Annotated in this window: 24 protein-coding genes; 14 read left to right on the top strand and 10 right to left on the bottom strand. The window is 64.6% G+C overall.

Annotated elements, in window-relative coordinates; translation table 11 throughout:
• Complete coding sequence (locus tag H3V53_RS01290) at positions 1-429, top strand: DUF3293 domain-containing protein (protein WP_336596402.1); 429 nt, start codon at positions 1-3, stop codon at positions 427-429.
• A gap of 84 nt (positions 430-513) precedes the next feature.
• Here H3V53_RS01290 and H3V53_RS01295 read toward each other — a convergent pair whose 3' ends face one another.
• Positions 514-1,812, bottom strand: a complete 1,299-nt coding sequence (locus H3V53_RS01295) for an L-fuconate dehydratase (RefSeq protein WP_336596358.1) — start codon at positions 1,810-1,812, stop codon at positions 514-516.
• A gap of 154 nt (positions 1,813-1,966) precedes the next feature.
• Here H3V53_RS01295 and H3V53_RS01300 point away from each other — a divergent pair, with 154 nt between their 5' ends.
• The 4 genes from H3V53_RS01300 to H3V53_RS01315 all read left to right on the top strand — a co-directional run bounded on the left by H3V53_RS01300 (position 1,967) and on the right by H3V53_RS01315 (position 6,493).
• Positions 1,967-2,728 carry an FCD domain-containing protein gene (locus tag H3V53_RS01300; protein ID WP_054926089.1) on the top strand — a complete coding sequence of 254 codons (762 nt, stop codon included), beginning with the start codon at positions 1,967-1,969 and terminating at the stop codon, positions 2,726-2,728.
• Between the two features lie 185 nt (positions 2,729-2,913).
• Positions 2,914-4,425 carry an ATP-binding cassette domain-containing protein gene (locus tag H3V53_RS01305; protein WP_054926112.1) on the top strand — a complete coding sequence of 504 codons (1,512 nt, stop codon included), beginning with the start codon at positions 2,914-2,916 and terminating at the stop codon, positions 4,423-4,425.
• A 19-nt stretch (positions 4,426-4,444) separates the two neighbouring features.
• Positions 4,445-5,470: an ABC transporter permease gene (locus H3V53_RS01310; RefSeq protein WP_336596359.1), complete on the top strand. Its 1,026-nt coding sequence runs from the start codon at positions 4,445-4,447 to the stop codon at positions 5,468-5,470.
• An 81-nt stretch (positions 5,471-5,551) separates the two neighbouring features.
• A complete protein-coding gene (locus tag H3V53_RS01315) occupies positions 5,552-6,493 on the top strand; it encodes an ABC transporter substrate-binding protein (protein WP_336596360.1) in 942 nt (313 codons plus the stop codon).
• Between the two features lie 50 nt (positions 6,494-6,543).
• Here H3V53_RS01315 and H3V53_RS01320 read toward each other — a convergent pair whose 3' ends face one another.
• Positions 6,544-6,744: a hypothetical protein gene (locus H3V53_RS01320; RefSeq protein ID WP_336596361.1), complete on the bottom strand. Its 201-nt coding sequence runs from the start codon at positions 6,742-6,744 to the stop codon at positions 6,544-6,546.
• Between the two features lie 111 nt (positions 6,745-6,855).
• Here H3V53_RS01320 and H3V53_RS01325 point away from each other — a divergent pair, with 111 nt between their 5' ends.
• The 5 genes from H3V53_RS01325 (at position 6,856) to H3V53_RS01345 (ending at position 12,389) form a co-directional block, all read left to right on the top strand.
• The gene (locus H3V53_RS01325; RefSeq protein ID WP_336596362.1) at positions 6,856-7,842 is read left to right on the top strand and encodes an alpha/beta fold hydrolase; all 987 of its coding nucleotides are present in this window, start codon (positions 6,856-6,858) and stop codon (positions 7,840-7,842) included.
• 87 nt (positions 7,843-7,929) lie between these two features.
• Positions 7,930-8,604 carry a glutathione S-transferase family protein gene (locus tag H3V53_RS01330; protein ID WP_336596363.1) on the top strand — a complete coding sequence of 225 codons (675 nt, stop codon included), beginning with the start codon at positions 7,930-7,932 and terminating at the stop codon, positions 8,602-8,604.
• A 157-nt stretch (positions 8,605-8,761) separates the two neighbouring features.
• Positions 8,762-11,425: a ligase-associated DNA damage response DEXH box helicase gene (locus tag H3V53_RS01335; RefSeq protein WP_336596364.1), complete on the top strand. Its 2,664-nt coding sequence runs from the start codon at positions 8,762-8,764 to the stop codon at positions 11,423-11,425.
• The gene (gene pdeM / locus H3V53_RS01340; protein WP_336596365.1) at positions 11,425-12,117 is read left to right on the top strand and encodes a ligase-associated DNA damage response endonuclease PdeM; all 693 of its coding nucleotides are present in this window, start codon (positions 11,425-11,427) and stop codon (positions 12,115-12,117) included. The genes H3V53_RS01335 and pdeM overlap by 1 nt, the downstream gene beginning before the upstream one ends.
• 77 nt (positions 12,118-12,194) lie before the next feature.
• Positions 12,195-12,389 (top strand): hypothetical protein, encoded by a 195-nt coding sequence (locus tag H3V53_RS01345; protein ID WP_336596366.1) that lies wholly within the window; start codon positions 12,195-12,197, stop codon positions 12,387-12,389.
• Between the two features lie 9 nt (positions 12,390-12,398).
• Here H3V53_RS01345 and H3V53_RS01350 read toward each other — a convergent pair whose 3' ends face one another.
• The 3 genes from H3V53_RS01350 to H3V53_RS01360 form a co-directional block, all read right to left on the bottom strand.
• Positions 12,399-12,695 (bottom strand): hypothetical protein, encoded by a 297-nt coding sequence (locus H3V53_RS01350; protein ID WP_336596367.1) that lies wholly within the window; start codon positions 12,693-12,695, stop codon positions 12,399-12,401.
• 106 nt (positions 12,696-12,801) lie between these two features.
• Entirely contained in the window at positions 12,802-14,628 is a 1,827-nt protein-coding gene (locus H3V53_RS01355; protein ID WP_336596368.1) for an ABC transporter ATP-binding protein, read from the bottom strand.
• Positions 14,629-14,755: 127 nt separating this feature from the next.
• Positions 14,756-15,406 (bottom strand): DJ-1/PfpI family protein, encoded by a 651-nt coding sequence (locus H3V53_RS01360; protein ID WP_336596369.1) that lies wholly within the window; start codon positions 15,404-15,406, stop codon positions 14,756-14,758.
• 125 nt (positions 15,407-15,531) lie between these two features.
• Here H3V53_RS01360 and H3V53_RS01365 point away from each other — a divergent pair, with 125 nt between their 5' ends.
• Positions 15,532-16,866: an aminotransferase-like domain-containing protein gene (locus H3V53_RS01365; protein WP_336596370.1), complete on the top strand. Its 1,335-nt coding sequence runs from the start codon at positions 15,532-15,534 to the stop codon at positions 16,864-16,866.
• Positions 16,867-17,197: 331 nt separating this feature from the next.
• Here H3V53_RS01365 and H3V53_RS01370 read toward each other — a convergent pair whose 3' ends face one another.
• The gene (locus tag H3V53_RS01370) at positions 17,198-18,226 is read right to left on the bottom strand and encodes a LysR family transcriptional regulator (protein WP_336596371.1); all 1,029 of its coding nucleotides are present in this window, start codon (positions 18,224-18,226) and stop codon (positions 17,198-17,200) included.
• A 392-nt stretch (positions 18,227-18,618) separates the two neighbouring features.
• Here H3V53_RS01370 and H3V53_RS01375 point away from each other — a divergent pair, with 392 nt between their 5' ends.
• Positions 18,619-19,119 (top strand): Ohr family peroxiredoxin, encoded by a 501-nt coding sequence (locus H3V53_RS01375; protein WP_054926120.1) that lies wholly within the window; start codon positions 18,619-18,621, stop codon positions 19,117-19,119.
• Positions 19,120-19,160: 41 nt separating this feature from the next.
• Here the strand turns inward: H3V53_RS01375 and H3V53_RS01380 are convergent, their stop codons facing one another.
• From H3V53_RS01380 to H3V53_RS01390, 3 genes are all read right to left on the bottom strand, one after another.
• On the bottom strand, positions 19,161-20,384 hold the full coding sequence (locus H3V53_RS01380; protein ID WP_336596372.1) for an MFS transporter: 1,224 nt from the start codon (positions 20,382-20,384) through the stop codon (positions 19,161-19,163).
• Positions 20,385-20,540: 156 nt separating this feature from the next.
• Positions 20,541-21,374: a shikimate dehydrogenase family protein gene (locus H3V53_RS01385; protein WP_336596373.1), complete on the bottom strand. Its 834-nt coding sequence runs from the start codon at positions 21,372-21,374 to the stop codon at positions 20,541-20,543.
• A 33-nt stretch (positions 21,375-21,407) separates the two neighbouring features.
• On the bottom strand, positions 21,408-22,793 hold the full coding sequence (locus H3V53_RS01390; RefSeq protein ID WP_336596374.1) for an MFS transporter: 1,386 nt from the start codon (positions 22,791-22,793) through the stop codon (positions 21,408-21,410).
• Between the two features lie 616 nt (positions 22,794-23,409).
• Between H3V53_RS01390 and H3V53_RS01395 the strand changes: the two genes are divergently transcribed.
• Entirely contained in the window at positions 23,410-24,810 is a 1,401-nt protein-coding gene (locus H3V53_RS01395) for a DUF1254 domain-containing protein (protein WP_336596375.1), read from the top strand.
• Positions 24,811-24,909: 99 nt separating this feature from the next.
• Positions 24,910-25,230, top strand: a complete 321-nt coding sequence (ppnP, locus tag H3V53_RS01400; RefSeq protein ID WP_054926126.1) for a pyrimidine/purine nucleoside phosphorylase — start codon at positions 24,910-24,912, stop codon at positions 25,228-25,230.
• 59 nt (positions 25,231-25,289) lie between these two features.
• Here the strand turns inward: ppnP and H3V53_RS01405 are convergent, their stop codons facing one another.
• On the bottom strand, positions 25,290-26,807 hold the full coding sequence (locus H3V53_RS01405) for a diguanylate cyclase domain-containing protein (RefSeq protein WP_336596376.1): 1,518 nt from the start codon (positions 26,805-26,807) through the stop codon (positions 25,290-25,292).
• Positions 26,808-26,941: the final 134 nt, after the last annotated feature.

Below are 26,941 nucleotides of genomic sequence, written 5' to 3' on the forward strand. Positions count from 1 at the left end.
CTGTTGTCACATTCCGCTATTTCACCTGAGACGATTCAGGCTTACCTGGAAACGCACTATCGTCTGTTCGGCCCGATGCCCACCACGCTAACGATAGGCGAGCACAATCCGGTGCTTGCCGAACTTTATCGCGCGCAGCATGTGAGCACGGGCGCGTTCATCACCGCGTGCAATCCGCTAAGCCAGTCTCTGGAGCCTTCGGCCAATGCCCGCAGGCAAGCGGCGCTCGCCCGTGACATTGCACAGCGCGGCGCGACGTATATCGAGGGTATTGGCGAGCACCCGTCGAATGGTTGGCCCGGCGAACCCAGCTTTCTTGTGCTGGGCGTGTCGCTCGATGATGCTCGCGCGCTCGGCGTGGCGTATGGTCAGAACGCCATCGTCTGGTGCGGCGCGGATGCCGTCGCGCAACTCGTGCTGTTGCGCTGACGCGTTTGCGCGCCGCACGAGCCGCGCGTTCGCGCCCCGAAGCGTTGCCTCCACGCGTGGCCGCGATATCAGCAATGCGGGTCGTCAAGGCCGCCACGCATCGCCGGCGGGGAACGTGTGTGCCGCCAGCGACGCCGCTTTCATCTCGATGCTATAGCCCGGTGTTTGCGGCGGCATATAACGCCCATTTCGAATCACGACGGGATCGACGAAATGCTCGTGCAAATGATCGACATATTCGAGCACACGATTTTCCAGCGACGCCGACACGCAGATATAGTCGAACAGCGAAATATGCTGCACGTACTCGCACAATCCCACGCCGCCTGCATGCGGACACACAGGCACGCGGAACTTCGCCGCCATCAGCAGCACGACGATCACTTCGTTCAGCCCGCCGAGGCGGCAACTGTCGATCTGACAAAAGTCGATCGCCTGCGCCTGCAGTAGCTGCTTGAACATCACGCGATTGTGGCAATGCTCGCCCGTCGCGACGCCAATCGAACCCAGCCGCTGGCGAATCGCGGCGTGTCCGAGAATATCGTCGGGGCTGGTCGGCTCTTCGATCCACCACGGATCGAATTCGGCCAGACGCCGCATGTTAGCAATCGCCTCGTCGACATCCCACACCTGGTTTGCATCCATCATCAGCTTGAGGCTCTCGCCGATCTCTTCACGCAGGATGCGGGCGCGCCGCACATCTTCTTCGATATTGCCGCCCACTTTCTGCTTGAAGTGCGTCCACCCTTGCGCAATGCCTTCGCGCGCGAGGCGCCGTATCTTATCGTCGTCGTAACCCAGCCAGCCCGCCGACGTCGTGTACGCCGGATAGCCCTGCGCGAGCATGGCCTGCTCGCGTTCGCCTTTGGTTTTCGCATGCCGATGCAGCATCGCCAATGCTTCGTAAGGCGTAATCGCATCCGTCACGTAACGAAAGTCAAGACAGCGCACGAGTTCTTCCGGGCTCATGTCGACCAGAAGTTTCCACACCGGCTTGCCGGCCGATTTCGCCCACAGGTCCCACACGGCATTCACCACGGCAGCCGTGGCCAGATGAATCGCGCCCTTGTCAGGGCCGATCCAGCGCAGCTGACTGTCGGACGTGAAGGCGCGCCAGAACGCGCCCATATTCTCCGCGATATCTTCCAGCTTCTTGCCGACGACGAGCGGCGCCAGCGCGTTGACGGCCGCGACGCAGATTTCATTGCCGCGGCCGATCGTGAACGTGAGCCCGTGACCGCTCAGTTTCTGCGGCGAATCGGTTTCGAGAATGACGTAAGTAGCGGAATAGTCCGGCGCGGCATTCATTGCGTCGGAGCCATCGAGAGAGCGGGAGGTGGGAAAACGGATGTCCTGAACGGACAACTTCGTGATCGTGGTCATGGGCACTCTCCACTCCAGAGATGGCGATCGGCGTTGACCTGCTGGCGAAAACGAACCCCTATGCGCGCGTTGATCCGGGTACACCCTGATAAGCGATGCCAACGTTCACGCTAGGAGTTTGCACGCGTTGACAATGCTTGATCCACTTCCTAGCATGCTAGCATGTCCTCTTAAAATCAAGCATGCCGTGAGCTCTTCGTCAGATGTGGCGAGTGCCGCCAGCAATCCGTATGTCGCACTGCAAAAGGTCAAAGGCGGCGAACGCGGCAGCCTCACCGATGCAGTGGAACAGGCGCTAAGAGAAGCGATCGTGACGCTGGTGCTGGAACCCGGAACGATGATCGACAAGCTGGCCGTCTGCGAACGGATGGGCGTGTCGCGCTTTCCTGTTTCCGCTGCTTTGGCGCGGCTCGAACATGCCGGACTTGTCGAGGTTTTGCCGCAGCGCGGCACGCGCGTTAAACCGATCGCGCTGCATGACATCCGTCAGCATCTGTTCATACGCAGCGCGCTCGAAGTCGAAACGGTGCGAACCGTCTCGCTCATGCATGACCGCGCAACCATCGACGCGCTCGGCGCGAACCTCGACGAGCAGCGCAAGGTCGCTGGAAATGGGAAACGCCTCGCGTTTCATGTGCTCGATCTCGCCTTTCACGAAATCATGCTCGACGCGGTGAACTTGCCGCGCGTGAAAGAGATCGTCGCCGTATCGCGCAACGCGCTCGATCGCGCGAGGCAATTGCTGGCCAGTCCCGAGCGGCTCGCGCATACGCTCGACGAACATGAACGCATCTTCGAATCGATAAGCGCCGGCAATGCCGACGCTGCCGCAAAAGCAATGCATGATCATCTGGACGAAGTCGTCGCCGAGCTGCATCGGTCCGCAAAAGAAAGGCCGGATCTTTTCGCGCCATAGAGTGAGACACGTCGCCCGTTGCGCCATGCAGCGGGCAGCACCGCGCCGTGCGCCGCGCATGCATTTGACGCACACGAATCGCAACGCCTTGACTTCGATCACCTGCGAGCAGCACAAGCAATTGCGCCGCAATGCATAAGGGCTTCTGCAATGTCTTCTGCATCTCTTCGCACCACTGCCAAGCCATGACGCCGCTCATATCCGTCAACCGGCTGTGCAAGAGCTTTCCCGGCGTGCGGGCGCTGCACGACGTGCAGTTCGAGCTCGTAGCGGGCGAAGTGCACGCGCTGATGGGCGAGAATGGCGCGGGCAAATCGACGCTGATGAAGATTCTAGCGGGCGTGTACACGCGCGATTCCGGCGAGATGCTTTACGACGGCAAGCCCGTCGATTTTACGAGTCCGCGCGAAGCACAGGCGCTAGGCATCGGCATCATTCATCAGGAACTGCAACTGATGAATCATCTGAGCGTCGCGCAGAACATGTTCATCGGCCGGGAGCCGCGCAAAGGCTTCGGCGTGTTTCTCGACGAAGACAAGCTCAATGCGCAGGCTCGCGAGATTCTCGCGCGCATGCACGTGAATCTCGATCCGCGCACGATAGTCGGGACGCTGACGGTCGCGAGCCAGCAAATGGTCGAAATCGCCAAGGCGCTGTCGTTCGACTCGCGCGTGCTGATCATGGACGAGCCCACCTCCGCGCTCAACGATGCCGAGATCGCCGAACTCTTTCGCATCATCCGGCAACTGAAGGAGCGCGGCGTCGGCATCATCTACATCTCGCACAAGATGGATGAGCTCAAGCAGATCTCCGACCGCGTGACCGTGATGCGCGACGGCGAGTACGTGGCCACCGTCCCGACGGCCGATACCACCGTGTCGGCCGTGATCGGCATGATGGTGGGGCGCACGCTCGCCAATACCGCACCTTATGAAGGCACGCAAAGCACAGGCGAGATCGCGCTCGAAGTGAAGCACCTGAATGCAGGTCCGCTCGTGCGGGACGTGAGCTTCAGCTTGCACAAGGGTGAAATTCTGGGCTTCGCGGGTTTGATGGGCGCGGGCCGCACGGAAGTCGCGCGGGCGGTGTTCGGCGCAGACCCGATCGAATCAGGCGAAATCTTCGTGCGGGGCGTGAAGGCGAACATCAAAAGACCGAGCGATGCCGTCGCGCACAGCATCGGTTACCTGTCCGAAGACCGCAAGCGCTTCGGCCTCGCGACCAGCATGGACGTCGAATCGAACATCGTCATGTCGAACCTCGGCAAATTTTTGTCCTTGCGCGTGTTTCTGCGCCGCATGCAGATACGCAAACGCGCTGCGCACTTCATCAGTCTGCTCGCCATCCGCACGCCGTCTCCGACGCAGCCGGTGCGACTGCTATCGGGCGGCAATCAGCAGAAAATCGTCATTGCGAAATGGCTGGAGCGCGACTGCGACGTGCTGTTCTTCGACGAGCCGACGCGCGGCATCGATGTCGGCGCCAAGAGCGAAATCTACAAGCTGCTGCGCGCGCTCGCCGCGCAAGGCAAGGCGATCGTGATGATTTCGTCGGAACTGCCGGAAATCCTGCGCATGAGCGACCGCGTCGTCGTCATGTGCGAAGGACGTATCACAGGCGAACTCTCCGCCAGCGAGGCGACGCAGGAAAGCATCATGCATCTCGCCACGCAGCGCGAATCCTTGAAAGCAGCATGAGTCTTCAGAGGTCAGATCGATGACATCGCAATCGGATACGGCAGCCCTTTCCAACGAAAGACGCACAACGGGTCTCAAGGCCCGGCTCTTTTCGCCGACAGCCATGCAGAAGCTGCTCGCGTTCACGAGCCTGATCCTGCTGCTGATCTTTTTCAGCTTCGCTTCGCCTGCGTTCATGCAGATGGACAATATCCTCGGCATTCTGCAGGCGACGGCTGTCAACGGCGTGCTGGCCATCGCCAGCACCTTCGTGATCATCACGGGCGGCATCGATTTGTCGGTGGGCACGTTGATGACCTTCACGGCCGTCATTTGCGGCGTGTTTCTCACGTACTGGCATTTGCCGATGTGGACAGGCGTGCTCGCCGCGATCGTCACGGGCGCGCTGTGCGGGACGATCTCCGGCACGTTGACGGCCAAGATGAAGATTCCGCCATTCATCGCGACGCTCGGCATGATGCTGCTGCTCAAGGGGCTTTCCCTCGTCGTGTCGGTCGACAAGCCGATCTATTTCACCGACACCGAAAACTTCTACATGATCTCGCAGGATTCGCTGATCGCGTATTTCCTGCCTGGCGTACCCGTGCCGAATGCCGTGCTGATCCTGTTCGTGCTCGCCATCGTGAGTTCGATCACGCTCAATCGCACGGCCCTCGGCCGTTACACCTTCGCGCTCGGCAGCAACGAAGAAGCCGTGCGCCTGTCGGGCGTGAATGTCGACAGGTGGAAGATCGCGATCTATGGGCTGGGCGGCGCCATTTGCGGCATTGCGGGCCTGCTCATCGCGTCGCGCCTGAATTCCGCGCAGCCGGCGCTCGGCCAGGGCTACGAACTGGAAGCGATTGCCGCCGTCGTGATCGGCGGCACGTCGCTGAGCGGCGGCTCGGGCACGATACTCGGCACCATCATCGGCGCTTTCATCATGAGCGTGCTGACCAACGGCTTGCGCATCATGTCGGTCGCGCAGGAGTGGCAGATCGTCGTGACGGGTCTCATCATCATTCTCGCCGTCTATGCGGATATTCTGCGGCGCAGGAAGCGCTAACGCAGCGCACGAAAGGGGCAACATCGAAGAAGAGACGTGAACGGCTGGAGGACCAAGGCCTACCTTAGGAGGAGATACCCCATGTTGACAAGAAGACTACTCAGTATCGCGATCGGAGTCGGCGCGCTGGCGGGCGCAAGCAGTCTGGCATTTGCCGATGAACCGTACATACCCCTTATTTCGAAAGGCTTCCAGCATCAGTTCTGGCAAGCGGTGAAATCGGGCGCGGAGCAATCGGCGAAGGAGCACAACGTCCGCATCACGTTCGAGGGCCCTGAAACGGAAGCGATGGTCGACAAGCAGATCGACATGTTGTCGGCGGCGCTCGCCAAAAAACCGCAGGCGCTCGGTATCGCCGCGCTCGACAGCAAGGCCGCGATTCCACTGCTCAAGCGCGCGCAGTCCAGCAAGATTCCCGTGATCGCATTCGACTCGGGCGTCGACAGCGATATTCCGCTGACCACCTGCGCGACGGACAACCTCGCCGCCGCCGCGCTCGCCGCCGACAAGATGGCGGAGATGATCGGCAACGCGGGCGAAGTCGGCGTCATCGTGCACGACCAGACGAGCCGCACGGGCATCGACCGGCGCGACGGCTTCCTGAATGAAATGAAGTCCAAGCATCCGAACGTCAAGATCGTGTCCGTGCAATACGGTGCTGGCGATCACCTGAAGTCAGCGGAAATAGCAAAGGCGATGATTCAGGCGAACCCGAACATCAAGGGCATCTTCGGCGCGAACGAAGGTTCGGCGGAAGGCGCGGCTATCGGCGTGAAGGAATCCGGCAAGAAGCTGGTGCTGATCGGCTACGACTCGGGCAAGGAACAGAAAGATGACATCATGTCGGGCCTGATGGCGGGCGCGATTACGCAAAACCCGGTGGGCATCGGCAAATGCGTGGTCGATTCGGCTGTGAAGGCATTGCACGGCGAGAAGTTGCCGAAGAAAGTCGACACCGGTTTCTACTGGTACGACAAGACGAATATGACCGATCCGAAGATCGCCGCCGTGCTTTACGATTGAACGAAGACGAAAAAAAGAAGGAAGCACGCCTGCTGCACGGCTTCCTTTCGTCAAGAGACGCAGATGTGTTTTTCTTGGCCCGCTTCGCGCGGGCTTTTTTTTATTTCGGTTCCTCCCGGCCCGCTTTGATCGAACCGATCGTGCAAGTTCGTCGCTAACGACCAGCCGGCAAGATCAACCAGCAAGAAACGATCCCCTCCTCCGACACCGGCTGCGCCGACAACGTCCCGCCCCGACACGTCCAGGCTCATCGAACGAGTTCATCGGCGAACGCGTACGTCAATGGGCTCGCGCCTGCCTACTATCACTTCCATTCGGTGCGCCGCGCCGCACCTCACCCGCTCAACAGGATTGCAAACCCCATGCGAAATATTGGTGTTTCCGCCCTGCTCGCCGCGTCGATTGCCTTGATGGCTGCAGTGCAGCACGCGCACGCCGCGACGCCGGACACCTATCTGCCCGCGACATCGGCCGCCATCGCTGCCGCGACGTCGAAGATCGAGGACGGCAAGGCTGACGTGAACGGCGTGCGCTATCACTACCTGCTCGCGCAGGGCAAGCCGGGCAGCACGCCCGTCGTGCTGCTGCACGGCTGGGCCTCCACGTCGTACATGTGGCGTTACGTGATGCCGCAACTGGTCGCGCGCGGCTATACGGTGCTCGCACCCGATCTGCGCGGCCTCGGCGACACGTCGAAACCCGCGACAGGGTATGACAAGGCCAACGTCGCCAACGATATCCGCGCGCTCGTCGCGCAGTTGAATCTCGGTCCGCAGATCGATCTGGTCGGACACGACCTCGGTGGAATGGTCGCGTATGCGTACGCGGCGCAGCACCCGGCCGAAGTGCGCGCGCTCGCGATAGTCGACGTGCCGCTGCCGGGCATTGAACCGTGGGATCAGATCGTGCAGATGCCGCGTACGTGGCACTTCCGCTTTTACGCCGTGCAGGACGTGCCCGAAATGCTGATCGCCGGCCACGAACTCGAATACCTGAAGTGGTTCCACAACTCCGAAGCGGTCAACGCGCGCGCCTTCACCAGCGAAGCGGAAGAAATCTATGCGCGCGAATACGCGATGCCGGGTGCGTTGCGCGCGGGCTTCGAGTACTACCGCGCATTTCCACAGGACGCGCAGGCCAACCAGGCATTTGCCAGAACAAAGCTGACGATGCCTGTGCTCGGCATCGGCGGCGCGGGTAGCTTCGGGCCGATCATCGGCGATCACCTGCGACACGTCGCCACGAATGTCGAGGCCGTCAACGTGCAGGGCTCGGGCCACTGGGTCGCCGAAGAGCAGCCTGCCGCCGTGACGGACGCGCTTGTGCGCTTCCTGCCGCCCGCCCGTTGACGTGAAGGTGACGCCGACGCCGTCGACACCGCCCGCCACGCGCTTCGATCGAACCCGCCACACTTTTCCAACCCCGGAGGACACACCATGAAGTTCTATTTCCATCCGTCGCCCAATCCCATGAAAACCGCGCTGCTGCTCGAAGAACTGGGCGCGCCCTACGAACTGATCGCCGTCGATACCTTCAAGGGCGAGCAACATCAGTCGGCATTCCGTGCGATCAATCCGAACGCCAAGGTGCCGGCCATCGTCGACGAGGGCGTGACCGTGTTCGACTCGCACGCGATCCTGCTGCATCTCGCCGACAAGCATCGGCGCTTCGTGCCGCAGTCGGCCGCGGAGCGCGGCGCGATGCTGTCGTGGCTGATGCTGGTCGGCACGGGGCTCTCGCCGTTCTCGGGCCAGGCCGTGCACTTCCTGCACCACGCGCCCGAAGCGATTGCCTATGCGCGCAATCGCTACCTGAAGGAAGTAGAGCGCCACTATCGCGTAATCGACGAGCGCCTCGCCGTCTCGACGTATCTCGCCGGCAATACGTACACGATCGCCGACATGGCGCTGTGGGGCTGGGCGAACTTCGCGGGCTACATCCTCGGCGACAAGGGGCTGAGCGACTATCCGCACGTCAAGCGCCTGGTGGATGAGATTTCGGCACGTCCCGCCGCGATCCGCGCGCAGGCCCTGAAGGACAAGCTCACGCTAAAGGCCGACTTCGACGAGGAAACGCGTCGCGCGCTGTTCCCGCAGAACGCTTCGTTGTAAGTTCGCGCGCGGCGCGGCGGCATCGCGCCCGTGTCTGCCCGGATTCGCGCGTCGTTCGCGCCGAACGCGCCGCCCGGCCAGGCACGCGCGATGCTACGCAACGCAAATCGCCGCGCGCAACGCGGCGATTCCGCGCGTCTGCCACGCCTGCCGTCTCATGACCGATCCGACCGACCCCGAGCGCCATCCAGCCGAGGCTCAGACCGCCCGCGGCAAGGACGCGGACAAGGACACCGCTGGCGAAGCCGCGAGCGACGCCACCGCCGGCACGCCGCGCACGCGCGCGCCCCGTCCGCGCCGCATACCCAAAGCCCGCGCCGAGCCCGCGCGCGAAGCGTTCGCGTCGGCGACGTACCAGCCCGATGCCGAAGCGGCCAACGTGCCGTTCGGCGCCCGCGCGCAGCAATGGTTCGACGCACGCGGCTGGCAGCCCTTCGACTTTCAGCGCCACGTCTGGCAGGAAATCGCGGCGGGCGCCAGCGGCCTGCTGCACGCGACGACGGGTGCCGGCAAGACCTGGGCCGTATGGTTCGGCGCGCTGGCCGTGTTCGGCGATCACGCGCCGCGTGCATTCGCCGATCCGCTGACGGTGCTGTGGATCACGCCGATGCGCGCGCTTGCCGCCGACACGGCGCGCGCCCTGCAGAGTTCGGCGCGCGAGCTCGCGGTGCCGTGGACCGTGGGGCTGCGCACGGGCGACACGAGTTCCGCCGAACGCGCGCGCCAAAGCCGGCGCCTGCCCAGCGCGCTCGTCACGACGCCGGAAAGCCTGTCGCTGATGCTCACGCGCAGCGATGCCCGCGACGAGCTGAAGCATGTGCGGCTCGTCGTCGTCGATGAATGGCATGAGCTGCTCGGCAACAAGCGCGGCACGCAGGCGCAGCTCGCGATCGCGCGGCTCGCGCGCTGGCGTCGCGATCTGCAGGTGTGGGGATTGTCGGCGACGCTCGGCAACCTCGACTTCGCCGCCGACGTGCTGCTCGCGCCCGTACACACGCCGCGCGTTTCCGTACGCGGCATGCAGCCGAAAACGCTGGTCATCGACACGCTGATTCCCGACACCATCGAGCGCTTTCCGTGGGGCGGCCATCTCGGCACGCGTCAGGTCGGTCCCGTCGCGGCAGGCATCGACGAAGCGCGCACGTCGCTCGTGTTCACCAACACGCGTTCGCAGGCCGAAATCTGGTACCGCGCGTTGCTCGAACGGCGCCCGGACTGGGCCGGGCTGCTTGCGCTCCATCACGGCTCGCTCGCGCAGGAAGTGCGCGAGTGGGTCGAGGACGGCCTGAAAAGCGGCAAGCTGAAGGCGGTCGTCTGCACGTCGAGTCTCGATCTCGGCGTCGACTTTCTGCCTGTCGAGCGCGTGTTCCAGATCGGCTCGCCCAAAGGCGTCGCGCGCTTGATGCAGCGCGCGGGACGCTCGGGCCACGCGCCGGGCCGCGCGTCGCGCATCACGATCGTGCCGACTCACGCGCTGGAACTCGTCGAAGCGGCCGCCGCGCGGCGCGCAGTCGAGGCGCGCCGCATCGAAGGCCGCGACACGCCGCGCAAGCCGTTCGACGTGCTGGTCCAGCATCTCGTCACCGTTGCAATCGGCGGCGGCTTCGACGCAGCCGATCTGTTCGACGAAGTGCGCACGACCTTCGCATATCGCGACCTCACGCAGCAGGAGTTCGACTGGGCATTGGCGTTTGTCGAGCGCGGCGGCACGTCGCTGCGCGCTTACCCCGACTTTCACCGTGTCGCGCGCGATGCGGACGGCGTGTATCGCGTCGAGCGCGAGGATCTGATCCGGCGCCATCGCAACAACGTCGGCACCATCGTGGCCAATGCGACGCTGCACGTCGCGTGGCTCACGGGAGGACGGATCGGCTCGATGGAGGAATCGTTCATCTCGCGTCTGAAGCCCGGCGATGTGTTCACGTTCGGCGGCCGCGTGCTCGAACTCGTGCGCGTGCGCGAGATGACGGCCTACGTGCGGCGCGCGAGTTCGTCGCGAGGCGCGATGCCGCAATGGGCGGGCAGCAAGATGCCGCTCTCGTCCGAACTCGCGGACGCCACGCTCGCGATGCTGGCGCAAGCCGACAGCGGCGTCTACGTGGAACCCGAGATGATCGCGGTGCGCCCGTTGCTGGAGTTGCAGGCAAGCTGGTCGGCGTTGCCGGAAGCGGGACGGCTGGTCGTCGAGGTGCTGCGCTCGCGCGAAGGCCATCACTTCTTCTGTTATCCGTTCGCGGGGCGCATCGCGCATATCGGGCTCGCGTCGCTGTTCGGCTGGCGCGCGGCGCGCGACCGGCCAGGCACGTTCTCGATCTCCGCGAACGACTACGGCTTCGAGCTGCTGTCGTCGCAGCCGTTCGACTGGGCCGCGCTGATCGGCGAAGGCCTCTTTTCGTCGACACGTCTCGCGGGCGACATCATGGACAGCCTGAACGCATCCGAACTGGCGATGCGGCGCTTTCGCGAGATTGCGCGCGTCGCGGGGCTCGTCTATCAGGCGCATCCTGGGCAACCTAAAAGCGCGCGGCAATTGCAGGCGTCGAGCGGTCTGTTCTACGAAGTCCTTCGCAAGCACGACAGCAGCAACCTGCTGCTCACGCAAGCCGACACCGAGGTGATGTTGCAGGAACTCGAACTCAGCCGCATCCAGCGCGCGCTCGATACGATGAACGCGAGCCGTCTCGCGTTGATGCAGCCGAAAAAGCCGACGCCGTTCGCGTTTCCGCTGATCGTCGGACGCATACGCGAGAAGGTCAGCACGGAGAAGCTCGCCGACCGCATCGAGCGCATGCTCGCCGAACTCGACAAGGCGACGCGCTGATGGCATTGGGCACCTTGACCATCGATGCGGCTGGCCATCCGCTGCAACTGAGCGCGCAGCGCGCGGCGTTCGACCCGCAACATCAGAGCCTGTTCGTCGCCGATGCCCACTTCGGCAAGGACGCCGTGTTCCGCGCGCACGGCGTGCCCGTGCCCGCAGGCGCGACGGCCGGCGATCTCGCGCGGCTCGATATGCTGATCGCCGCGCACGAGCCGCGATCGATCGTGTTTCTCGGCGATCTGCTGCATGGCCGCGCGTCGCTCGCCAGCGAGACGATCGACGCTCTTGCCGAATGGCGTGCGCGGCATGCGTCGGTGCGTATCGTGATGGTCGAAGGCAATCACGACCGGCATGCGGGAACGCTGCCGCCGTCGCTCGGCATCGAGACCGTGCTCGAACCGTGGCTGCATGGGCCGTGGGCGTTGTGCCATTACCCGCAGGCCATCGAAGGCGCGTACGTGCTCGCGGGCCACGAGCATCCCGTCTACGTGATCGCGAGCCGCTCGGACGCCGTGCGCGTGCCCTGCTTCCGCTTCGGCCCGCACTGTGGCGTGCTGCCCGCGTTCGGCGCGTTCACGGGCGGGTTCGTCGTCAACCAGAGCGCCGACACATCGGCGATCTATGCCGTCGCGCATCAACGCGTGATCGCCGTGCGCGAGCGTCGCCGCGCGCCCGCCCGGCGAGACCCATAATTCTTCGATAAGTGTCGATCGTTACGCTGACTCCATCGACAGGCACACGCCCGTCACATGTCAGAGGAGAAAGCGTCATGTACGCCAAACTCGCAAGCAAGCTGGCTAACCTTTTCACCGCCGATGTCGCCGCCGATGTCGCCGCCGATTCCAACGCGCATATCGAGCAACTCCCGGCGTCGATGCGCCGCGCCGATCTCGAACCGCACGGCCGCTTCTACGAAGCCAATCACAACCCGTTCGCGTTTTATGAAGAAACGAATCGGTATTGACGAGCGCAGTCAGCGGCCCGCAGCGCGGCGCACCGTTTTGCCCAGCCAGCCGATGAGCCCGTTTCGCACCACCACCGACACGACCCTGCGCGGCCCGATGACGAGCATGCCCAGCGCGAAGGCCGTCAGCATGGTCACATTGGGCGCGGTCGAATACAGCTCATGCAGGCGCGCGGGCAGTGACGGCCTGCGGGCGTCTTCGAGCAGCAGCGCGGCGCGTTCCGCCAGCAGCTGATCGCGCGAAACGGCCATGCGCTCCCGCAACAGCGCCTCACGCTGCAGTCGCGCCGAAGTTCGAGCGTTCATTGCAATACCTCCTTCAGCGTTTGCAGGTCTTCCGGTTCTTCGGGATGCATCGGCATCGCGCGGCTTCCGCAATACGGGCGTATATCACGCGTGAATCAGGCGTGAATCAGGCGGACATGCGGCGCTCCCGCCGCAACAGCACGTCGCGATAGATGCCGGGCCGGCGCGCCAGCTCTTGCGGCGAGCCGTCGTCGACAAGCCGGCCATGCTGGATCACGACGATGCGATCGAAGTTCTGCAAGGTCGACAGGCGGTGCGCGATGGCCACCACCGTGCGCCCCTTCATCAGCTTTTCGAGGGCATGCTGGATCGCGGCTTCCGATGCGCTGTCGAGGGCCGACGTGGCCTCGTCGAGCAGCAGGATCGGCGCGTCTTTCAGGAACGCACGCGCGATCGCGATGCGCTGCCGCTGGCCGCCCGAAAGCCGCGTGCCGCGCTCCCCGACGATGGTTTGCAAACCCTCTGGCAAGCCGCGGATCAGATCGAGGCAGTGCGCGTGCTCGCAGGCGCGCAGCACCTGTTCTTCAGTCGCGTCGGGACGGCCATAGCGCAGATTGTCGAGCAGCGAGCGGTTAAACAGCGAGATGTCCTGCGGCACGACGGCGATGACGTTGTGCAGGCTGTTCAGGCTGATATCGCTCAGGCGCTGCCCCGAAATGCACACGGCGCCCGCGCCCGGCTGCGGATCGAACGATCGCTGCAGCAGCGCGAGCACGGTGGACTTGCCCGCGCCCGAAGGACCGACGAGACCGACCCGCTGACCGGCGTCGATATGCAGGCTGAAGTGATCGAGTACGCGACGCCGCCCGGGATACGAGAACGTGATGTTCTCGAAATCGATATTCGCGTCGCGGACCTGCAGCAACGGCACGCCGATGCGCTCTTCCATTTCGCGCGGCACGAGCAGCGATTGCGCCGCTTCGGCGAGCCGCGCGACGTGCTGGATCATGTCCACGCACGCCACGGCGAGGTCGCGCGTGCCGTGCAGGATCGCGAAGCCGAGCGAGCTGACGAGCACCACGTCGCCTGTCGTCGCCCGCCCCTGCGTCCATAGCCACAGCACCCATCCGAGCAGGCAGCATGAGAGCACCACCGTCATCGCGGCATGCAGCAGCCGCAGCTTTTCGAGGAACCGCAAGCTCGCCTTGCGCGAGGCCATTTCGTCGTCCAGATACGAACCGAAGCGCAGGCATTCGCGCGCGGTCGCGACAAACGTTCTGACCGTCGACATATTGCCGATCACGTCGACCAGCTCCCCGTCGACAGAGGCGGCGCGCGAAGCGAAGCCCATATGGCGCTCGCCGCCCTTACTCGCGAGCCAGAACAGAAACGCGGTCATGCAGGCGGCGATGCCGACGAGCGCCAACGCCATCCACACGCTTACCAGGCCGATCAGCACGACGGCGCCCACCACCGACAGAAACGGCGGCAGCGCGCTCCACGCCGACAGATTTTCCATCGTGAAGACGGCATTTGCCGTTGCGGAGATGCGGCTCGCCAGCGTGCCGGGCTGCACATTCGAGAAATAGCCCGGCGAATGCCCTACCAGATAGCCGAACAGTTCGCGGCGCACGTCCCCCGTCACCTCGACGAACGTGCGCACGCTCGCCCATCCCGCGACACGCCAGAACAGGTTGTCGGCGAACAGCAGCACGACGATCAAGAGAAACGCGTGGATGACCTGAGCGGGATGCGCGCGGCCGCCGGGCAGTGCGTCGATCAGATTCCTGATCGCGAACTGCGACGCCAGCGAGCAGCCGACAGCGGCGACGATGCTCGCCAGCACCAGCGCGTGCGCTATCGGATGCCGGCCGACATAGCGCAGCAGCAGACCGATGGGCTTGCCCGAATATCCGGCTAGCTCCAGCGCGCGCCGTCCGCGTATGCGCGCAGCGGGCGACGCCTGTGCAACGTGTGGACCTGGCGTGATCATGTCGGGATGGCTCCGGTGCTCCCGCTGATCTGACGAATGTACGACTCGCGCGGGAGACAATGACGACCTTGTTGGACAAGGCGACTCCACTGCGCAAATCCCGTTCCTGATGCCGAAAAAACCCGTCCTACCGTACTGACTCGACGAGCGGCGCGGCGCCAGGGCCTCCGGCGCCGTCCGCTGCAAGATACGGCGCGATATTCGTCATCGCGCGTGTCACGTAGGTGTCTTTTTCGCCGACGGGCGCGACGTAGTGAATCGCGCTGCGCGCCGCGTCGACGCCCACCAGACGCGCGATGAGCCACGCGGCCAGATATTGCGACGACAGACATCCGCCCGACGTGGCGACGTTGCCCTTCGCGACGAACGGCTGGTTGAGCACCGCGACTCCGGCTTCTTCGACCCACGGTTTCGTCGTGACGTCCGTGCAGGCGGGGACGCCGTCCAGCAGGCCCAGCCTGGCGAGGATCAGCGTGCCCGAGCATTGCGCGCCGAGCAGCTGGCGCGCGGGATCGAACCTCAGTTGCGACATCAGCGCGGCATCGGCGACGACATCGCGCGTCCGGATGCCGCTGCCGATCAGCACGGCGTCGGCATTGCAGGCGTCCTGCAACGTTGCGTGCGATTCCACGGCCAGGCCGTTCATCGACACCACCCGCAGCGTCGGGCTCGCGATCGAAACGCGCCAGCCGGGCTGTTTGACGCGGTTGAGGATGTTGAGCGCGATCAGCGAATCGAGCTCGTTGAAGCCGTCGAATGTCAGGATGGCGATGTGCATGGCGTCCTCGTGCGGTGGCAGGGCTTGTTGCAGGCTTGTTGCAGAGCTTGTTGCAAAGCTTGAACTGGCCCATGGTAGGACTGACAATCAATACAATCAAATAATTGTCATGGATACATTGCCGTATGGCCGAAGCCCGCTACAAGCAACTGGTCGACCGTCTCGCAGCCGATATCCGCGCAGGCCGCCTGCGTCCGGGCACGCGTCTGCCGACGCACCGCGAACTCGCCGCCCGCGAGGGTCTCGCGCTCGTCACGGCCACGCGCGTGTATGCGCAGTTGCAGGAGATGGGGCTGGTGAGCGGCGAAACGGGCCGCGGCACGTTCGTCAGGGAGCCTCTGCCGCGCGGCCAGGGCGTCGACTTGCAGGCATGGAGCGCCAACACGATCGACCTGAGCTTCAACAATCCGTCGACGCCCGGCCAGGCCGACCTGCTCAGGACAGCGCTGCGCCAGCTTGCCGCCGCCGGCGAACTGGACGCGCTGTTGCGATATCAGCCGCACGGCGGGCGCGAGCATGAACGCGAGACGGTAGCGCGGCACCTCGCCAGGCGGGGCGTGACCGCCGCGACAACCGCGACCGTGCTGATCGTCAGCGGCGCGCAGCACGGGCTGACGACAGTCGCGATGTCGTTGCTCGAACCCGGCGACGTCGTCGCAGTGGACGCCCTGACCTATCCCGGCTTCAAGCTCGCCGCCGAGGCCGCACGGCTCGAACTCGCACCGATCCCGGCCGCGGGACAGGGCCCCGATCTGGACGCGCTCGCCACTCTCTGCAAGCGACGGCGGGTGCGCGCGGTCTACACGATGCCGACCTTGCACAATCCGCTCGGCTGGGTGATGAGCGCGACGCGGCGGCGCGAACTCGTCGCGCTTGCACGTCGGCATGGACTGCTCGTCATCGAGGATGCCGCCTACGCGTTCCTTGCCGAAGGCGCGCCGCCACCTCTGGCGTCGCTCGCGCCGGAGACGACGGTCTATGTGTCGAGCCTGTCGAAGAGCGTCGCGACGGGCCTGCGCGTCGGCTTCGTCGCCGCGCCGGGCGAATGCATTGCGCGCCTCGAACGGATGATCCGCGCGACGACGTGGAACACGCCCGCGACGATGACGGCCATCGCGTGCGGCTGGCTCGAAGACGGCACCGTCGAGCGGCTCGAGAACGACAAGCGACACGATGCGCGATTGCGTCAGCAAATCGCGGCCGAAGCGTTAGGCGGGATCAAGCGGATCGGGCACCCTGCGTCGTACTTCACTTGGCTTGCGCTCGCACAGGAAGTGCGCGCGGACGCGATCGCGATGGCGTTGATGCGCGAGCGGATCGCGGTTTCGACGGCGCAGCCCTTTTCGACGTCGGCGCATGTGCCTCACGCTATTCGCCTGGCGCTCGGTTCGGTCGATCTCGATACGCTCAGACGCTCGCTCGGGACAGTGGCGCGGGTGCTGGCCGATCACACTTTTTGAGCGACGAATCGCGAGACGTCCGAACGATACGTTCAAACGATCTGATCAAACGATCTGTTCAAGCGCGCGCGGCATTCAAAGCGCGCCGCTGAACGACACGGCGAGCGCCAGCCCGACGTTGACGGCGACCAGCGCAATCCAGCCGGCCAACACCCACAGCGGCGCGAGACGAAGCATGATGTCCTCCACGAACAGCTTCGACGCGTCGCCCGCGTGAGGGTCTGCGTCGACATGCCTGCATGGTAGGCGCCGCATTCGCGCGTGGGTAGCTATGCGAAGGAACACTCACCGTTTCCGCGCGCGCACCAATGGCGGCTCGCGGGCGCGTCAGCTAGGCGTGATGCTCGCTTGCGGAAGCGTCCATGTAGAAATCGCCCAGGCAAAGCAGATCGAGCGCGCGAATCTGCTCGGTCATGAAATCGACGAACACGCGAATGCGCGATGGCAAATGCTGCCGGCACAGGTAGCAGATGTAGTGGCCCCGATCGTCCGGCACGTGGCCGCGCAACACCATGACGAGTTCGTTGCGTGCAATGTGACGGGCAATCTGATAGCCCGGCAACTGCGCGATTCCGCGTCCTTCCAGTACAGCGTGCAGCACCAGGTCGGCATCGTTGAACGTCATTCGCGCCGTCGGCAGATACTTTCGCATGCGACCGTCGACCTTGAACTCCCACTCGAACACGCGCCCGCCCGAAAGCCGGTAATTGATGCATTGATGAGCGTTCAAATCGTCGAGCGTCACGGGCAGGCCGTATTTTTCGGCATAAAGCGGCGAGGCGCACAGCACCATTTGCATCGGAATCAGCTGCTTTGCGATGATGCTGGAATCTTCGATGCAGCCATCGCGGAAGGCGACGTCGATCTGCTCGGCGGCGAAATCGGCGGGCTTGTCGTCGAGCAGCAGATCGACGGCGATATCCGGGTACTGATCGGCGAAATGCGCGAGCAGCGGCGCCACCACGTTGCGCCCGAACCCGACCGTCGAGCAGATGCGCAGCAGGCCCTGCGGCGGGCCCTGTCGAAGGTCCAGCATGTCGTTCATCGCATCGACGATATGCGTGACGCCCTGATTGCAGTTTTCGAAGAAACGCTCGCCTTCACGGGTCAGATGCGTCGAGCGGGTCGTGCGAAGAAAAAGACGCGTGCTCAACTGCGATTCGAGCTTCTGCACATTCCGGCTCACCGCCGAACGCCCAATGCCGAGGCGTTCGCCTGCCTTGGCGAAGCTGCCTTCCGTGGCGACCGCCATGAACGCGATGATGCCTGCGTAGCTGGTCGAAAAACAGGTGGACAAGGCGTCAGCGGGATTCGGCAAGCCAACGCGAAAACCATGCTGCAATGCATCTGTTTGATCCATCGATGCTCCCACAGAGGACGCAGGCATGCCCGGACGGCCAGGCTTCAGGCCAGCGCCTTCGTACACGGCACGGTCGTTGCTGGGGCGATTACGCCATCCGGGGACAGTCGGCAACGAGCAATGGAGGCGAGCGGAGAAGCGCGCCCCGCGTGCGCTTGGCAAGCGTGCTTGCAGCTGGCTTCCGTAGTGTAGGACACAACCGGGCGGTATGAGACCGCTTCCTGACGCCGCGCCAGGCATCGCCATTGCATGGACACTCAGCGCGGATTGGCGTCATTACGGAAACACGGTGAGCCCCAGAACGCGACTACTCCCGCGAGTTTTTGTCACGTAGCATGAGTACGGGTGCCGAATGCGTTCGCAACATCGGCGCCCGCAAGCCGGACCACAACATGGACAACGACAAACTGCAAGCGCCCCCGCTTTCCCTGCTCGACCGATACCGCGGCCGCGAGTTCGCCCCGTTGTACACGACGACCGTGACCGTTTCGGGCGGCGAGACGGGGCATGGGCGCGCATCCGGCGTGGCGCGCTCGGACGACGGCAATCTGCTCGTCAATCTGCGCCTGCCGCATGAGTTCGGCGGACCCGGCAACGGGACTAATCCGGAGCAGCTCTTTGCGGCGGGATTCGCGGGCTGTTTCCATGGCGCGCTGAACCTGCTCGGCAAGCGCGCGAAGATGGAACTCAACGATATCGCCGTCGAAGTGCAGGTGTCGTTCGGCCGTGATCCGATGGACGGCGGCTACGCGCTGCTCATCGACGTGCGCGTGCGGATGCCGGGTGTCGAGCGCCATGTCGCCGAAGAGCTGGTTCGAAACGCCGAGCGTCTGTGCCCATACGCGAAAATGGCCCGCCAGGGGACGGTCAATATCGTGGCTGTCGTCGGCTGAACAGACACATCCTGCTGCGCGTCGTGTCCGCGCTGCACGGCCTATTTCGATCCGGCGGAAACCGGCGCGGCGTGCGCCTCGACGCGCGCCGAATGCCCGAGCCTCGGCAGCCACACGAAGGCGATCGCCACGATCAATGATCCCGCCACCAGCATCGGCACGACCATCGGCCACGCGCCGAAACGATATTGCGGATCGACGAACGACGCCGCCGTCTGCCCCATGCAGAACGCCGCGCACATCATGATGAAACCGGACCACGACACCGCGCGCCCCGCCAGCCGCGGCAGTCCGCCGACGGCGCCCGCCTGTCCGCAAGGCTGATGAATGCCGTGCCCGAGGCAGTAGACGCCGTGGCCGAGCAGCAGCGGCCACGCGCTGCCCGGCAGCAGCCAGCAGCCCAGCGCCTGGATCACCGCGCCCGACAGGCTCAGCACGGCACCCTGCTGCACCGTCAGCAGCACGCCCTGGCGATACAGCAGATGCCGGCACCCCATCGTGCTCAGCATGTACACCGCCGATCCGCCCGCGGGTATCCAGCCGTAAAGCTGCGGCGACAAGCCGAGATAGCCGATGTACACCATCGGCGAGAGCAGCAGAAAGCAGAACATGCCGCTGTATGTGACCGCGGCCAGCAGCGCCCACGCCCTGAACGCCGCGCTGCCGAAAATTTCCCGGACGCTTCCGGCGGAGGCTTGCACGCCTTCCGACGGCTGGATGGTTTCGTCGAAGCTGCGCCAGCATGCCGCGAACAGCGCGAGCGCATACAGGCTCATGCCCGCGAGCACCCAACGCCAGCCCGCATGCTGCGCGACGAACGCGCCGATGATGGGCGCCGTCAGCGCCGTCGCGCCGAGCCCCGTGAGCCCGCGCGCCATCACGTGCGGACCGTCGCTCGCGGGGTACAGATCGCGCACGGCCGCGCGCGAACACACCAGAATCGCGGCCATCGCGAGCCCCTGGAACGCGCGCGCCGTCGTCAGCATCGACGCGTCCACGGCGAGCGCGCCCGCCAGCGCGGCGATCGTGTAGGCGCCGAGACCGGCGAGCAGCACGGGCCGCCGTCCATAGCGGTCGGCGAGACTGCCCATCGGCAGCTGGCCGACGCCGAACGCTAGCGCGAACACCGTGAGACTCGAGCTGGCCGAGCCGAGCGATGCAGCGATCTCGGGCAGCGCGGGCAGGTAGCTATCGGTTGCGACAGGTTGTGCCGCGAGCAGAAACGGCAGGAGAAACGCAAAGCTCAGGGCGCCACGGCGAATCATGCGAAGCTGTCCAGGAGACGAATCTGGTTGCGTTCGATCGGCGTGATAAGCGTCACGAACCCGCCGAACGCGATAAAGGCGATGGCCGTGACGGAAGGGCGAATCGCGCGCTCCGTCGACGAAGCACGCGATCAGGTCCGGACCGGGGAAGCACGCTCAGTACGCGATGGTGGCCGCGTCGCGCAGTTCTTCGGGCGTCGCGGTTCCGAAGCCGAAGAACTCCAGATAGGCGGGGATCATCTCGAACAGCATGTCGGTGCCGACCTGCACCTCGCAGCCCTTCTCGCGCGCGGCGCGCAAGAACGGCGTGTACTCGGACTTCATTACGACTTCGCCGACGAAGCATCCGGGCGAAATGCGCGTGACGTCGAACGGCAGCGGGTCGCCCTCTTTCATGCCGAGCGGCGTCGCGTTCACGACGACGTCGAAGCCAGCGGGATCATTCGACCCCGTGCTGACCGTCAACGCCGGGTAGTGCTGGCGCAGCCGCTGCGCGAGCCCTTCGGCCGATTCGTTGCGCGTGTCGAAGAGTGCCAGTTCGCCGACACCCGCTGCCGCCAGCGAAGCGGCGATCGCCGAGCCGACACCGCCCGAGCCCGACACCAGCACGCGGGCGCCCTTCAGCTGACGCCCCTTGCGCAGCACGCCGCGCACGAAGCCCGCGCCGTCGAACTGATCGCCGAGCAGCGAGCCGTCGGGACGCTTGAGCACCGCGTTGCAGGCGCCCGCGATGTGCACGGCGGGCGTGACTTCGTCGACGAGTCCGACGGTCGTCACCTTGTGCGGCATCGTGATCAGCGCCCCGCGCAGATTCGTGAAGCGGAAGATCGACTCGAAGCTCTGCCCGTAGTCTTCCTGCTTCACGCCCATCGGCACGACGACGGCGTCGATGCCCTTCTGCTCGAACCACGGGTTATAGATCATCGGCGACTTGAAGCTCTCAGTCGGATAACCGATGTGCGCGATCAGGGTGGTCTTTCCAGAAATCATGGTCAGCGGTGCTCTTAAAAACAGCGGTTCCGTTCAGTGTGCGAATGCTGCGGCGCGCAAGCGGTCGTACTCGCTCTTGTCGACGGGGATCGCGTCGGGCGCGCCCAGATCGTCCATGTGAACGCGGTAGGTTTCACGGGCGCTCATCGCGGCCAGCGCGGCGACCACGGTGATCGCGAAAGCGAGGCCACCGACCGTCAGCCAGATGTTCTGCGATCCCGGGGGCGCGACTGCCGTGAACAGCGCGGGCAGCATCGCGGTGATCGCCGTGCCGATGTTCTGCGCAATCGCCATGGCCGAGACACGGGTGCGCGTCGGGAAGAGTTCCGGGTAGAAGCTCGGGAACACGGCGTTATAGCCTTGATACACCACGCCCCACATCAGGATCGACATCACGAAGGCGAGCGGCACGTTGTGGATGCTGATCGCGTACAGGTAGGCGAAAGCGAGCAGGCCCGACAGCAGCGAACCGACGATGATCGGCGGCTTGCGGCCGATCTTGTCGGACAGGTTGCCGACGTACGGGATCACCAGCACCGCGACGATGTTGCCGACCACGGGAATCCACAGATACACGTCTTTCGCGAAGCCGATGCCGTAAGCGGGCTGCACGGCGTAGGCCGCGCCGAAGATGGTGGCGACGACGGGAATCACGTTCATCAGTGCCATGCAGACGACGCGCAGCATGTTCGGCGCGTTGTACTTGAACGCGTCGACCACGGGCGAGTGGGCGCGGCCCTGCTTCTGTTCGGCATCCGTGAAGGCGGGCGTCTCGTCGACCTTGCGGCGGATGATCCAGCCCGCAATGATCACCACGAAGCTCAGCAGGAACGGAATGCGCCAGCCCCAGGCATTGAACTGATCGGCGGGCATGTAGTGGGCAAGCGGCAGGAATACGGCAGCTGCCAGAATCTGCCCGGCCTGCACGCCCTGCAGCGTGAAGCTGGAGAAGAAGCCGCGCCGGCCGAACGGCGCGTGCTCGAGAATCATCGAACTGGCGCCGGAAATTTCACCCGCCACCGCGAAGCCTTGCACCAGACGCAGCAGAACCAGCAGCACGGGTGCCAGCACGCCAACCTGCTCGTACGTGGGCAGCAGGCCGACGCCGATCGTCGAGAAACCCATCAGGAACATGCACGCCAACAGCACGTTCTTGCGTCCGTGCGTATCGCCGAGGTGGCCCAGCACGAACGCGCCGATCGGCCGCGCCACATAGCCCACGCCGTACGTGGCCAGCGACGCGACGATTGCCGTCGTCGCGTTGCCCTTCGGGAAGAAGATCTGCGGAAAGATCAGCGCCGAGGCCGTCGCGTAAATGAAGAAATCGTAGTATTCAAGCGCCGAACCGATCCAGCCGCTGGCGGCGGCTTTGGTTGACTGGTGCTTGCCTTGGGGCTCGTGAGCCGGGACTGCGGTCATGGTTGTCTCCTGTAGGCCAGAGTCGACGCTTGAGCGGCTCGCTCTGGTCCCGTGCAAGATTGCTGGCTTTGTACGCTGACGACGATGGGAATGTCATCAGATGGACCGCAGCGTAGCGCCCGGCCCCACTAGATGACAAGGGAACGATACCTCATTATGTTCGATCATCGCGCATCGATGCGCGATGATCGAACGCTCCGAGGGTTTCTCCCGGTTCGGGACGGCGCCGCCGACGCGGATGCAGCGCTCCAATCTGCCGGTCCGACGAATTGACTTCGGGAGTGTTTCAGTGCATCGGTAACGGCGGCGCGGCCAGGCGCGTTCCGGCAACACGAGCGTGAGCCCGCGCGTCTCGATCCGCGTGGCGCGAGACAGTCATGCGGCGCAGAACGACCATGTCATTTCCCGACTCGCCCCCGGGCGCGACCGGATCGCGGCCGGTTCCCGGCCACATACCCGCGCACGGCCTGCCGCCCGCCGCAGCCGCCATGCCGTGGCACAGACCCGGCTGATGACACCGCATCGCCAGTGCCCGAACCTTCGTTTGCCGACCTCAGGAAAATCAAGGTTCCTAAGCGGTCAGCTTGTGCAGATGTAACCCGTAGGGAGAAAAAAGTTGAACAAAACAGTACTTGCTTCATTGCTGCTGGCGAGCGGCGCGACCTTGGCGTTCGGTCAGACGCAAACGGTCGAAGACCGGGTGATGACGTCCCGCGCCACCCAGGCCGTCATCTGGGCGATGCCCGCCGTCAATACCGACCTGATGCTGCAAGCCGCCCTCAAGACGGGCGCGAAAGAAAACGAAATTGTCTACTGGTCGCGCCCCGTCGACTGGCGCAACCAGACGCTCACGCCCAATCCGGACGCGATCTACCTGATGCCGTTCTTCAACACGAAGCACGCCCCGATCGTGCTGGAGGTGCCGCCGGCCACCAGCGACAGCTCGTTCACAGGCAACATCGACGACATCTGGCAGATGCCGCTCGAAGACGCTGGCCCCGCAGGAGCGGACAAGGGAGCGGGCGGCAAGTATCTGATTCTTCCGCCCGGCTACAAGGGCAAGCTGCCTGCGGGCTATATCGTGCTTCGCTCGCCCACGTACAGCGGCTACGCGCTGATCCGCTCGACGTTGCGCAGCCGCAGCGAAGCAGACGTCGCGAACGCCGTCGCCTATGGCAAACGGCTCAAGCTGTACGCGCTCGCAGATGCGGCCCATCCGCCCGCCACGCGATTCACCGATGCCGCCAACCAGCTTTTCGACGCAACCATTCCCTACGACACCCGCTACTTCGAGTCGCTCAGCCGGATTGTCCAGAACGAGCCGTGGCTGGAACGGGACAAGGTCATGATCGACCAGTTGAAATCGATCGGCATCGAAAAGGGCAAGCCCTTCGCGCCCGATGAACAGCGCCGCAAGAAGCTCGACCAGGCCGCGCTCGACGCGCGTGACTGGATTGCGCACGAGCTGGAACGCGCCTATACGCCGTACTTCCCGGGCGCGCGCTGGGTGGTGCCGGCAGCGCAGGCATTGGTGCAGGACGCATCGAAGGGCTACAGCGAGCCCGACATCTATCCTGTCGATGCACGCGCACTCGTCTACTCCATGGGCTACGTCGGCATCAAGCGGCTCGGCGAAGGCCAGTTTTATCTGCTGTCGTGGCAAGACAAGAACGGCGGCGCGCTCGACGGCTCCCACCACTATCGGCTCACGGTGCCCCAAAACGCGCCCGTCCGCCAGTACTGGTCGGTCACCGTCTACGACCACGACACGCATGCGCTGATCAGGAACATGACGCGGGCGAGCCGGTCGTCGCAGTCGACGGACATGGTGAAAAACGCCGACGGCTCTACCGATATTTTCTTCGGCCCCGATGTGCCCGCCGGACACGAAAAGAACTGGATACCAACCGAACGCGGGGAAAAATTCGAATTGCTGTTCCGGGCGTATCAACCCGCGCGGCCACTGTTCGACAAGACATGGACGCTGCCGGACCCCGTCAAGGTCGACGCTTCGTGAGCAGGTGCGGCGGGCGCCGCGCGCCGTGTATCATGACCGCCCTGCGCTGACGATCGCCGGCGCCGCTTCCATCATTCACCTGTCCCAAGGAAAAACGCCATGACGGCCGCAACGCAATTCGATCAGGTTTCCGTTATCAAACGAGCCAACGTGTATTTCGACGGCAAGTGCGTCTCGCACACCGTGCTGTTTCCCGACGGCACGCGCAAGACGCTCGGCGTGATCCTGCCGGGCACGCTGAATTTCGGCACCGACGCGCCCGAACTGATGGAAGTGCAGGCGGGCCAATGCCGTATCCGCCTCGACGGCAGCGACGAATGGAACACGTATCGCGCAGGCGACACGTTTTCGGTGCCGGGCAAGAGCCGCTTCGATATCGACGTGATCGAAACGCTCGACTACGTCTGCAGCTACCTGTAACGCGCATCTCAACCCGCGTCTGGCGCGCCGCGCCGACGCAAGCGGCCCCAAGCGGACGCCTACGCGTTCGCGACGCGATACGTGCCGCGCCCGGCCTGCTTCGCGCTGTACAGCGCCTGGTCGGCGCGGCGGATCAGGCGGTCGACGGAGTCGTCGTTGGCTGCGAGCGCAATGCCGACGCTGGTGCCGATGCTGACGGCTTCGCCCGTCGACAGGTGATACGGCAGCGCGATATCGCGGATCACTCGCTGGGCCAGCGCGACGATGGACGGCAACGAGGTCTCGTCCGCGATGATCGCGAACTCGTCGCCGCCCAGGCGCGCCACCAGCTCGCCAGGGCTCAGGATGCGCGTGAGCCGCGTCGCAACCGTCTCCAGCACCTCGTCTCCCGCGCAGTGGCCGAGCCGGTCGTTGACCTGCTTGAAGCCGTCGAGATCCAGATACATCATCGCAATCGAGGCCGGCGCGCCCCGCGCGTGGTCCAGCAAGATTCGCTCTAGCCGGTCGCGCAGCTCGCGCCGGTTCGGCAGGCCCGTCAGCGAATCGTGGCGCGCGAGATGCAGGATTTGCGCCTCGGTCTGACGCCGCTGCGTCACGTCTTCGATGATGATGACGGCGCTGCCGTCGGGCACCGGGTTGCGCGTCAGTTCCAGCTGGCGCCCATCCTGCAGTTCGAGGTCCATCGGGCTGCGCTCGTCGCCGAGCCACGCCGTGCAGCGCTCGACCAGCCGCTTGTGCAGCGTCTCGCCGAACTGCGCAATGCCCACGTGACCGATAAATTGCGGCAGCGGGACATTGAGCTTCAGCATCTCGACCGTCGTGCCGAACAGCTCGGCCGTGCGGCGGTTCGCGATCACGACATTCCCCGCGCCGTCGACGGTGCACAGCCCGTGCGGCATGTAGGCGAGCGCGGCGTCGAAGCGCCCGGCCAGCTCGGCGTGGCGCTGCTCGGCCGTCATCAGCGCGACCAGTCCCTTGTAGTGGCGCCGCACGACCGAGACCATCGCCGCGTTGTACGCGACGAGCGGCGGAAGAAGAATCCACGCGCCGCTGTGCGGCGCGATCAGCGCGCCGATGGCGATGGGCGCCGTGCCGAGAAAAATCTGCGCGATCGCAAGGCGCGGCAGCGCCGCGTTGCGCGACGCGATACCGCCGAGAATACCCGCCGCAACCATGATGGCGAGGGTCGCCAGTTCCTTGTCGGGCGACAGGAAACACGCCGCCGTGCCCAGCCCGAGCAGCAGGCACGCAATCAGCCCCAACGGTGCGTAGCGGGCGGCCCACGGCGCGGGATGCAGCGCGCAAAGACGGCTGCGCGCCACATACACGCGCACGATGGCGAGGCGCGCGGCCAGAACCGCGACCTCCGCGATCAGCCAGGGCACCGTCCACGTCTGATGCAGGCGGAAACACGCGACGACCGCCACGAAAATACTCGACATGCCGGACAGGAACAGCGGCCAAGCGTTGTCGAACAATGCGCTGAGCAATGCCGCGCGCACCGACGGATCGACGACGGCCCGCTCGGGCGTCGGCGTCGCCAGCAATGAATCGAAGATGGAAGTTTTCTCGGACATGACTCAGCCGTGATCGGTCGTCGCGCGAGGGCAGCGCGGTGCAGCTTTGCATCCTTGCTCTCTGGGTTAACGGCTGAAAACGGATCGGCTTGAGGGCAGCGTGTCGTTTCGCACGATGCTGCCTGCGCGGGGCG

It is taken from the genome of Paraburkholderia bengalensis (assembly GCF_037126505.1).
Lineage (GTDB): Bacteria > Pseudomonadota > Gammaproteobacteria > Burkholderiales > Burkholderiaceae > Paraburkholderia > Paraburkholderia bengalensis.

Bases quoted from the DNA above. Each gene is read 5' to 3' on its own strand.
- H3V53_RS01310 (WP_336596359.1), top strand. From the start codon at position 4,445: ATGACATCGCAATCGGATACGGCAGCCCTTTCCAACGAAAGACGCACA.
- pdeM (WP_336596365.1), top strand. From the start codon at position 11,425: ATGGCATTGGGCACCTTGACCATCGATGCGGCTGGCCATCCGCTGCAA.
- H3V53_RS01375 (WP_054926120.1), top strand. From the start codon at position 18,619: ATGGACAACGACAAACTGCAAGCGCCCCCGCTTTCCCTGCTCGACCGA.
- H3V53_RS01360 (WP_336596369.1), bottom strand. From the start codon at position 15,406: ATGCACATCGCCATCCTGACATTCGACGGCTTCAACGAGCTCGATTCG.
- H3V53_RS01355 (WP_336596368.1), bottom strand. From the start codon at position 14,628: ATGATCACGCCAGGTCCACACGTTGCACAGGCGTCGCCCGCTGCGCGC.
- H3V53_RS01405 (WP_336596376.1), bottom strand. From the start codon at position 26,807: ATGTCCGAGAAAACTTCCATCTTCGATTCATTGCTGGCGACGCCGACG.
- H3V53_RS01300 (WP_054926089.1), top strand. From the start codon at position 1,967: ATGCTAGCATGTCCTCTTAAAATCAAGCATGCCGTGAGCTCTTCGTCA.
- H3V53_RS01325 (WP_336596362.1), top strand. From the start codon at position 6,856: ATGCGAAATATTGGTGTTTCCGCCCTGCTCGCCGCGTCGATTGCCTTG.
- H3V53_RS01295 (WP_336596358.1), bottom strand. From the start codon at position 1,812: ATGACCACGATCACGAAGTTGTCCGTTCAGGACATCCGTTTTCCCACC.
- H3V53_RS01320 (WP_336596361.1), bottom strand. From the start codon at position 6,744: ATGAGCCTGGACGTGTCGGGGCGGGACGTTGTCGGCGCAGCCGGTGTC.
- H3V53_RS01350 (WP_336596367.1), bottom strand. From the start codon at position 12,695: ATGAACGCTCGAACTTCGGCGCGACTGCAGCGTGAGGCGCTGTTGCGG.
- H3V53_RS01305 (WP_054926112.1), top strand. From the start codon at position 2,914: ATGACGCCGCTCATATCCGTCAACCGGCTGTGCAAGAGCTTTCCCGGC.
- H3V53_RS01370 (WP_336596371.1), bottom strand. From the start codon at position 18,226: ATGGATCAAACAGATGCATTGCAGCATGGTTTTCGCGTTGGCTTGCCG.
- ppnP (WP_054926126.1), top strand. From the start codon at position 24,910: ATGACGGCCGCAACGCAATTCGATCAGGTTTCCGTTATCAAACGAGCC.
- H3V53_RS01335 (WP_336596364.1), top strand. From the start codon at position 8,762: ATGACCGATCCGACCGACCCCGAGCGCCATCCAGCCGAGGCTCAGACC.
- H3V53_RS01315 (WP_336596360.1), top strand. From the start codon at position 5,552: ATGTTGACAAGAAGACTACTCAGTATCGCGATCGGAGTCGGCGCGCTG.
- H3V53_RS01365 (WP_336596370.1), top strand. From the start codon at position 15,532: ATGGCCGAAGCCCGCTACAAGCAACTGGTCGACCGTCTCGCAGCCGAT.
- H3V53_RS01380 (WP_336596372.1), bottom strand. From the start codon at position 20,384: ATGATTCGCCGTGGCGCCCTGAGCTTTGCGTTTCTCCTGCCGTTTCTG.
- H3V53_RS01385 (WP_336596373.1), bottom strand. From the start codon at position 21,374: ATGATTTCTGGAAAGACCACCCTGATCGCGCACATCGGTTATCCGACT.
- H3V53_RS01345 (WP_336596366.1), top strand. From the start codon at position 12,195: ATGTACGCCAAACTCGCAAGCAAGCTGGCTAACCTTTTCACCGCCGAT.
- H3V53_RS01390 (WP_336596374.1), bottom strand. From the start codon at position 22,793: ATGACCGCAGTCCCGGCTCACGAGCCCCAAGGCAAGCACCAGTCAACC.
- H3V53_RS01330 (WP_336596363.1), top strand. From the start codon at position 7,930: ATGAAGTTCTATTTCCATCCGTCGCCCAATCCCATGAAAACCGCGCTG.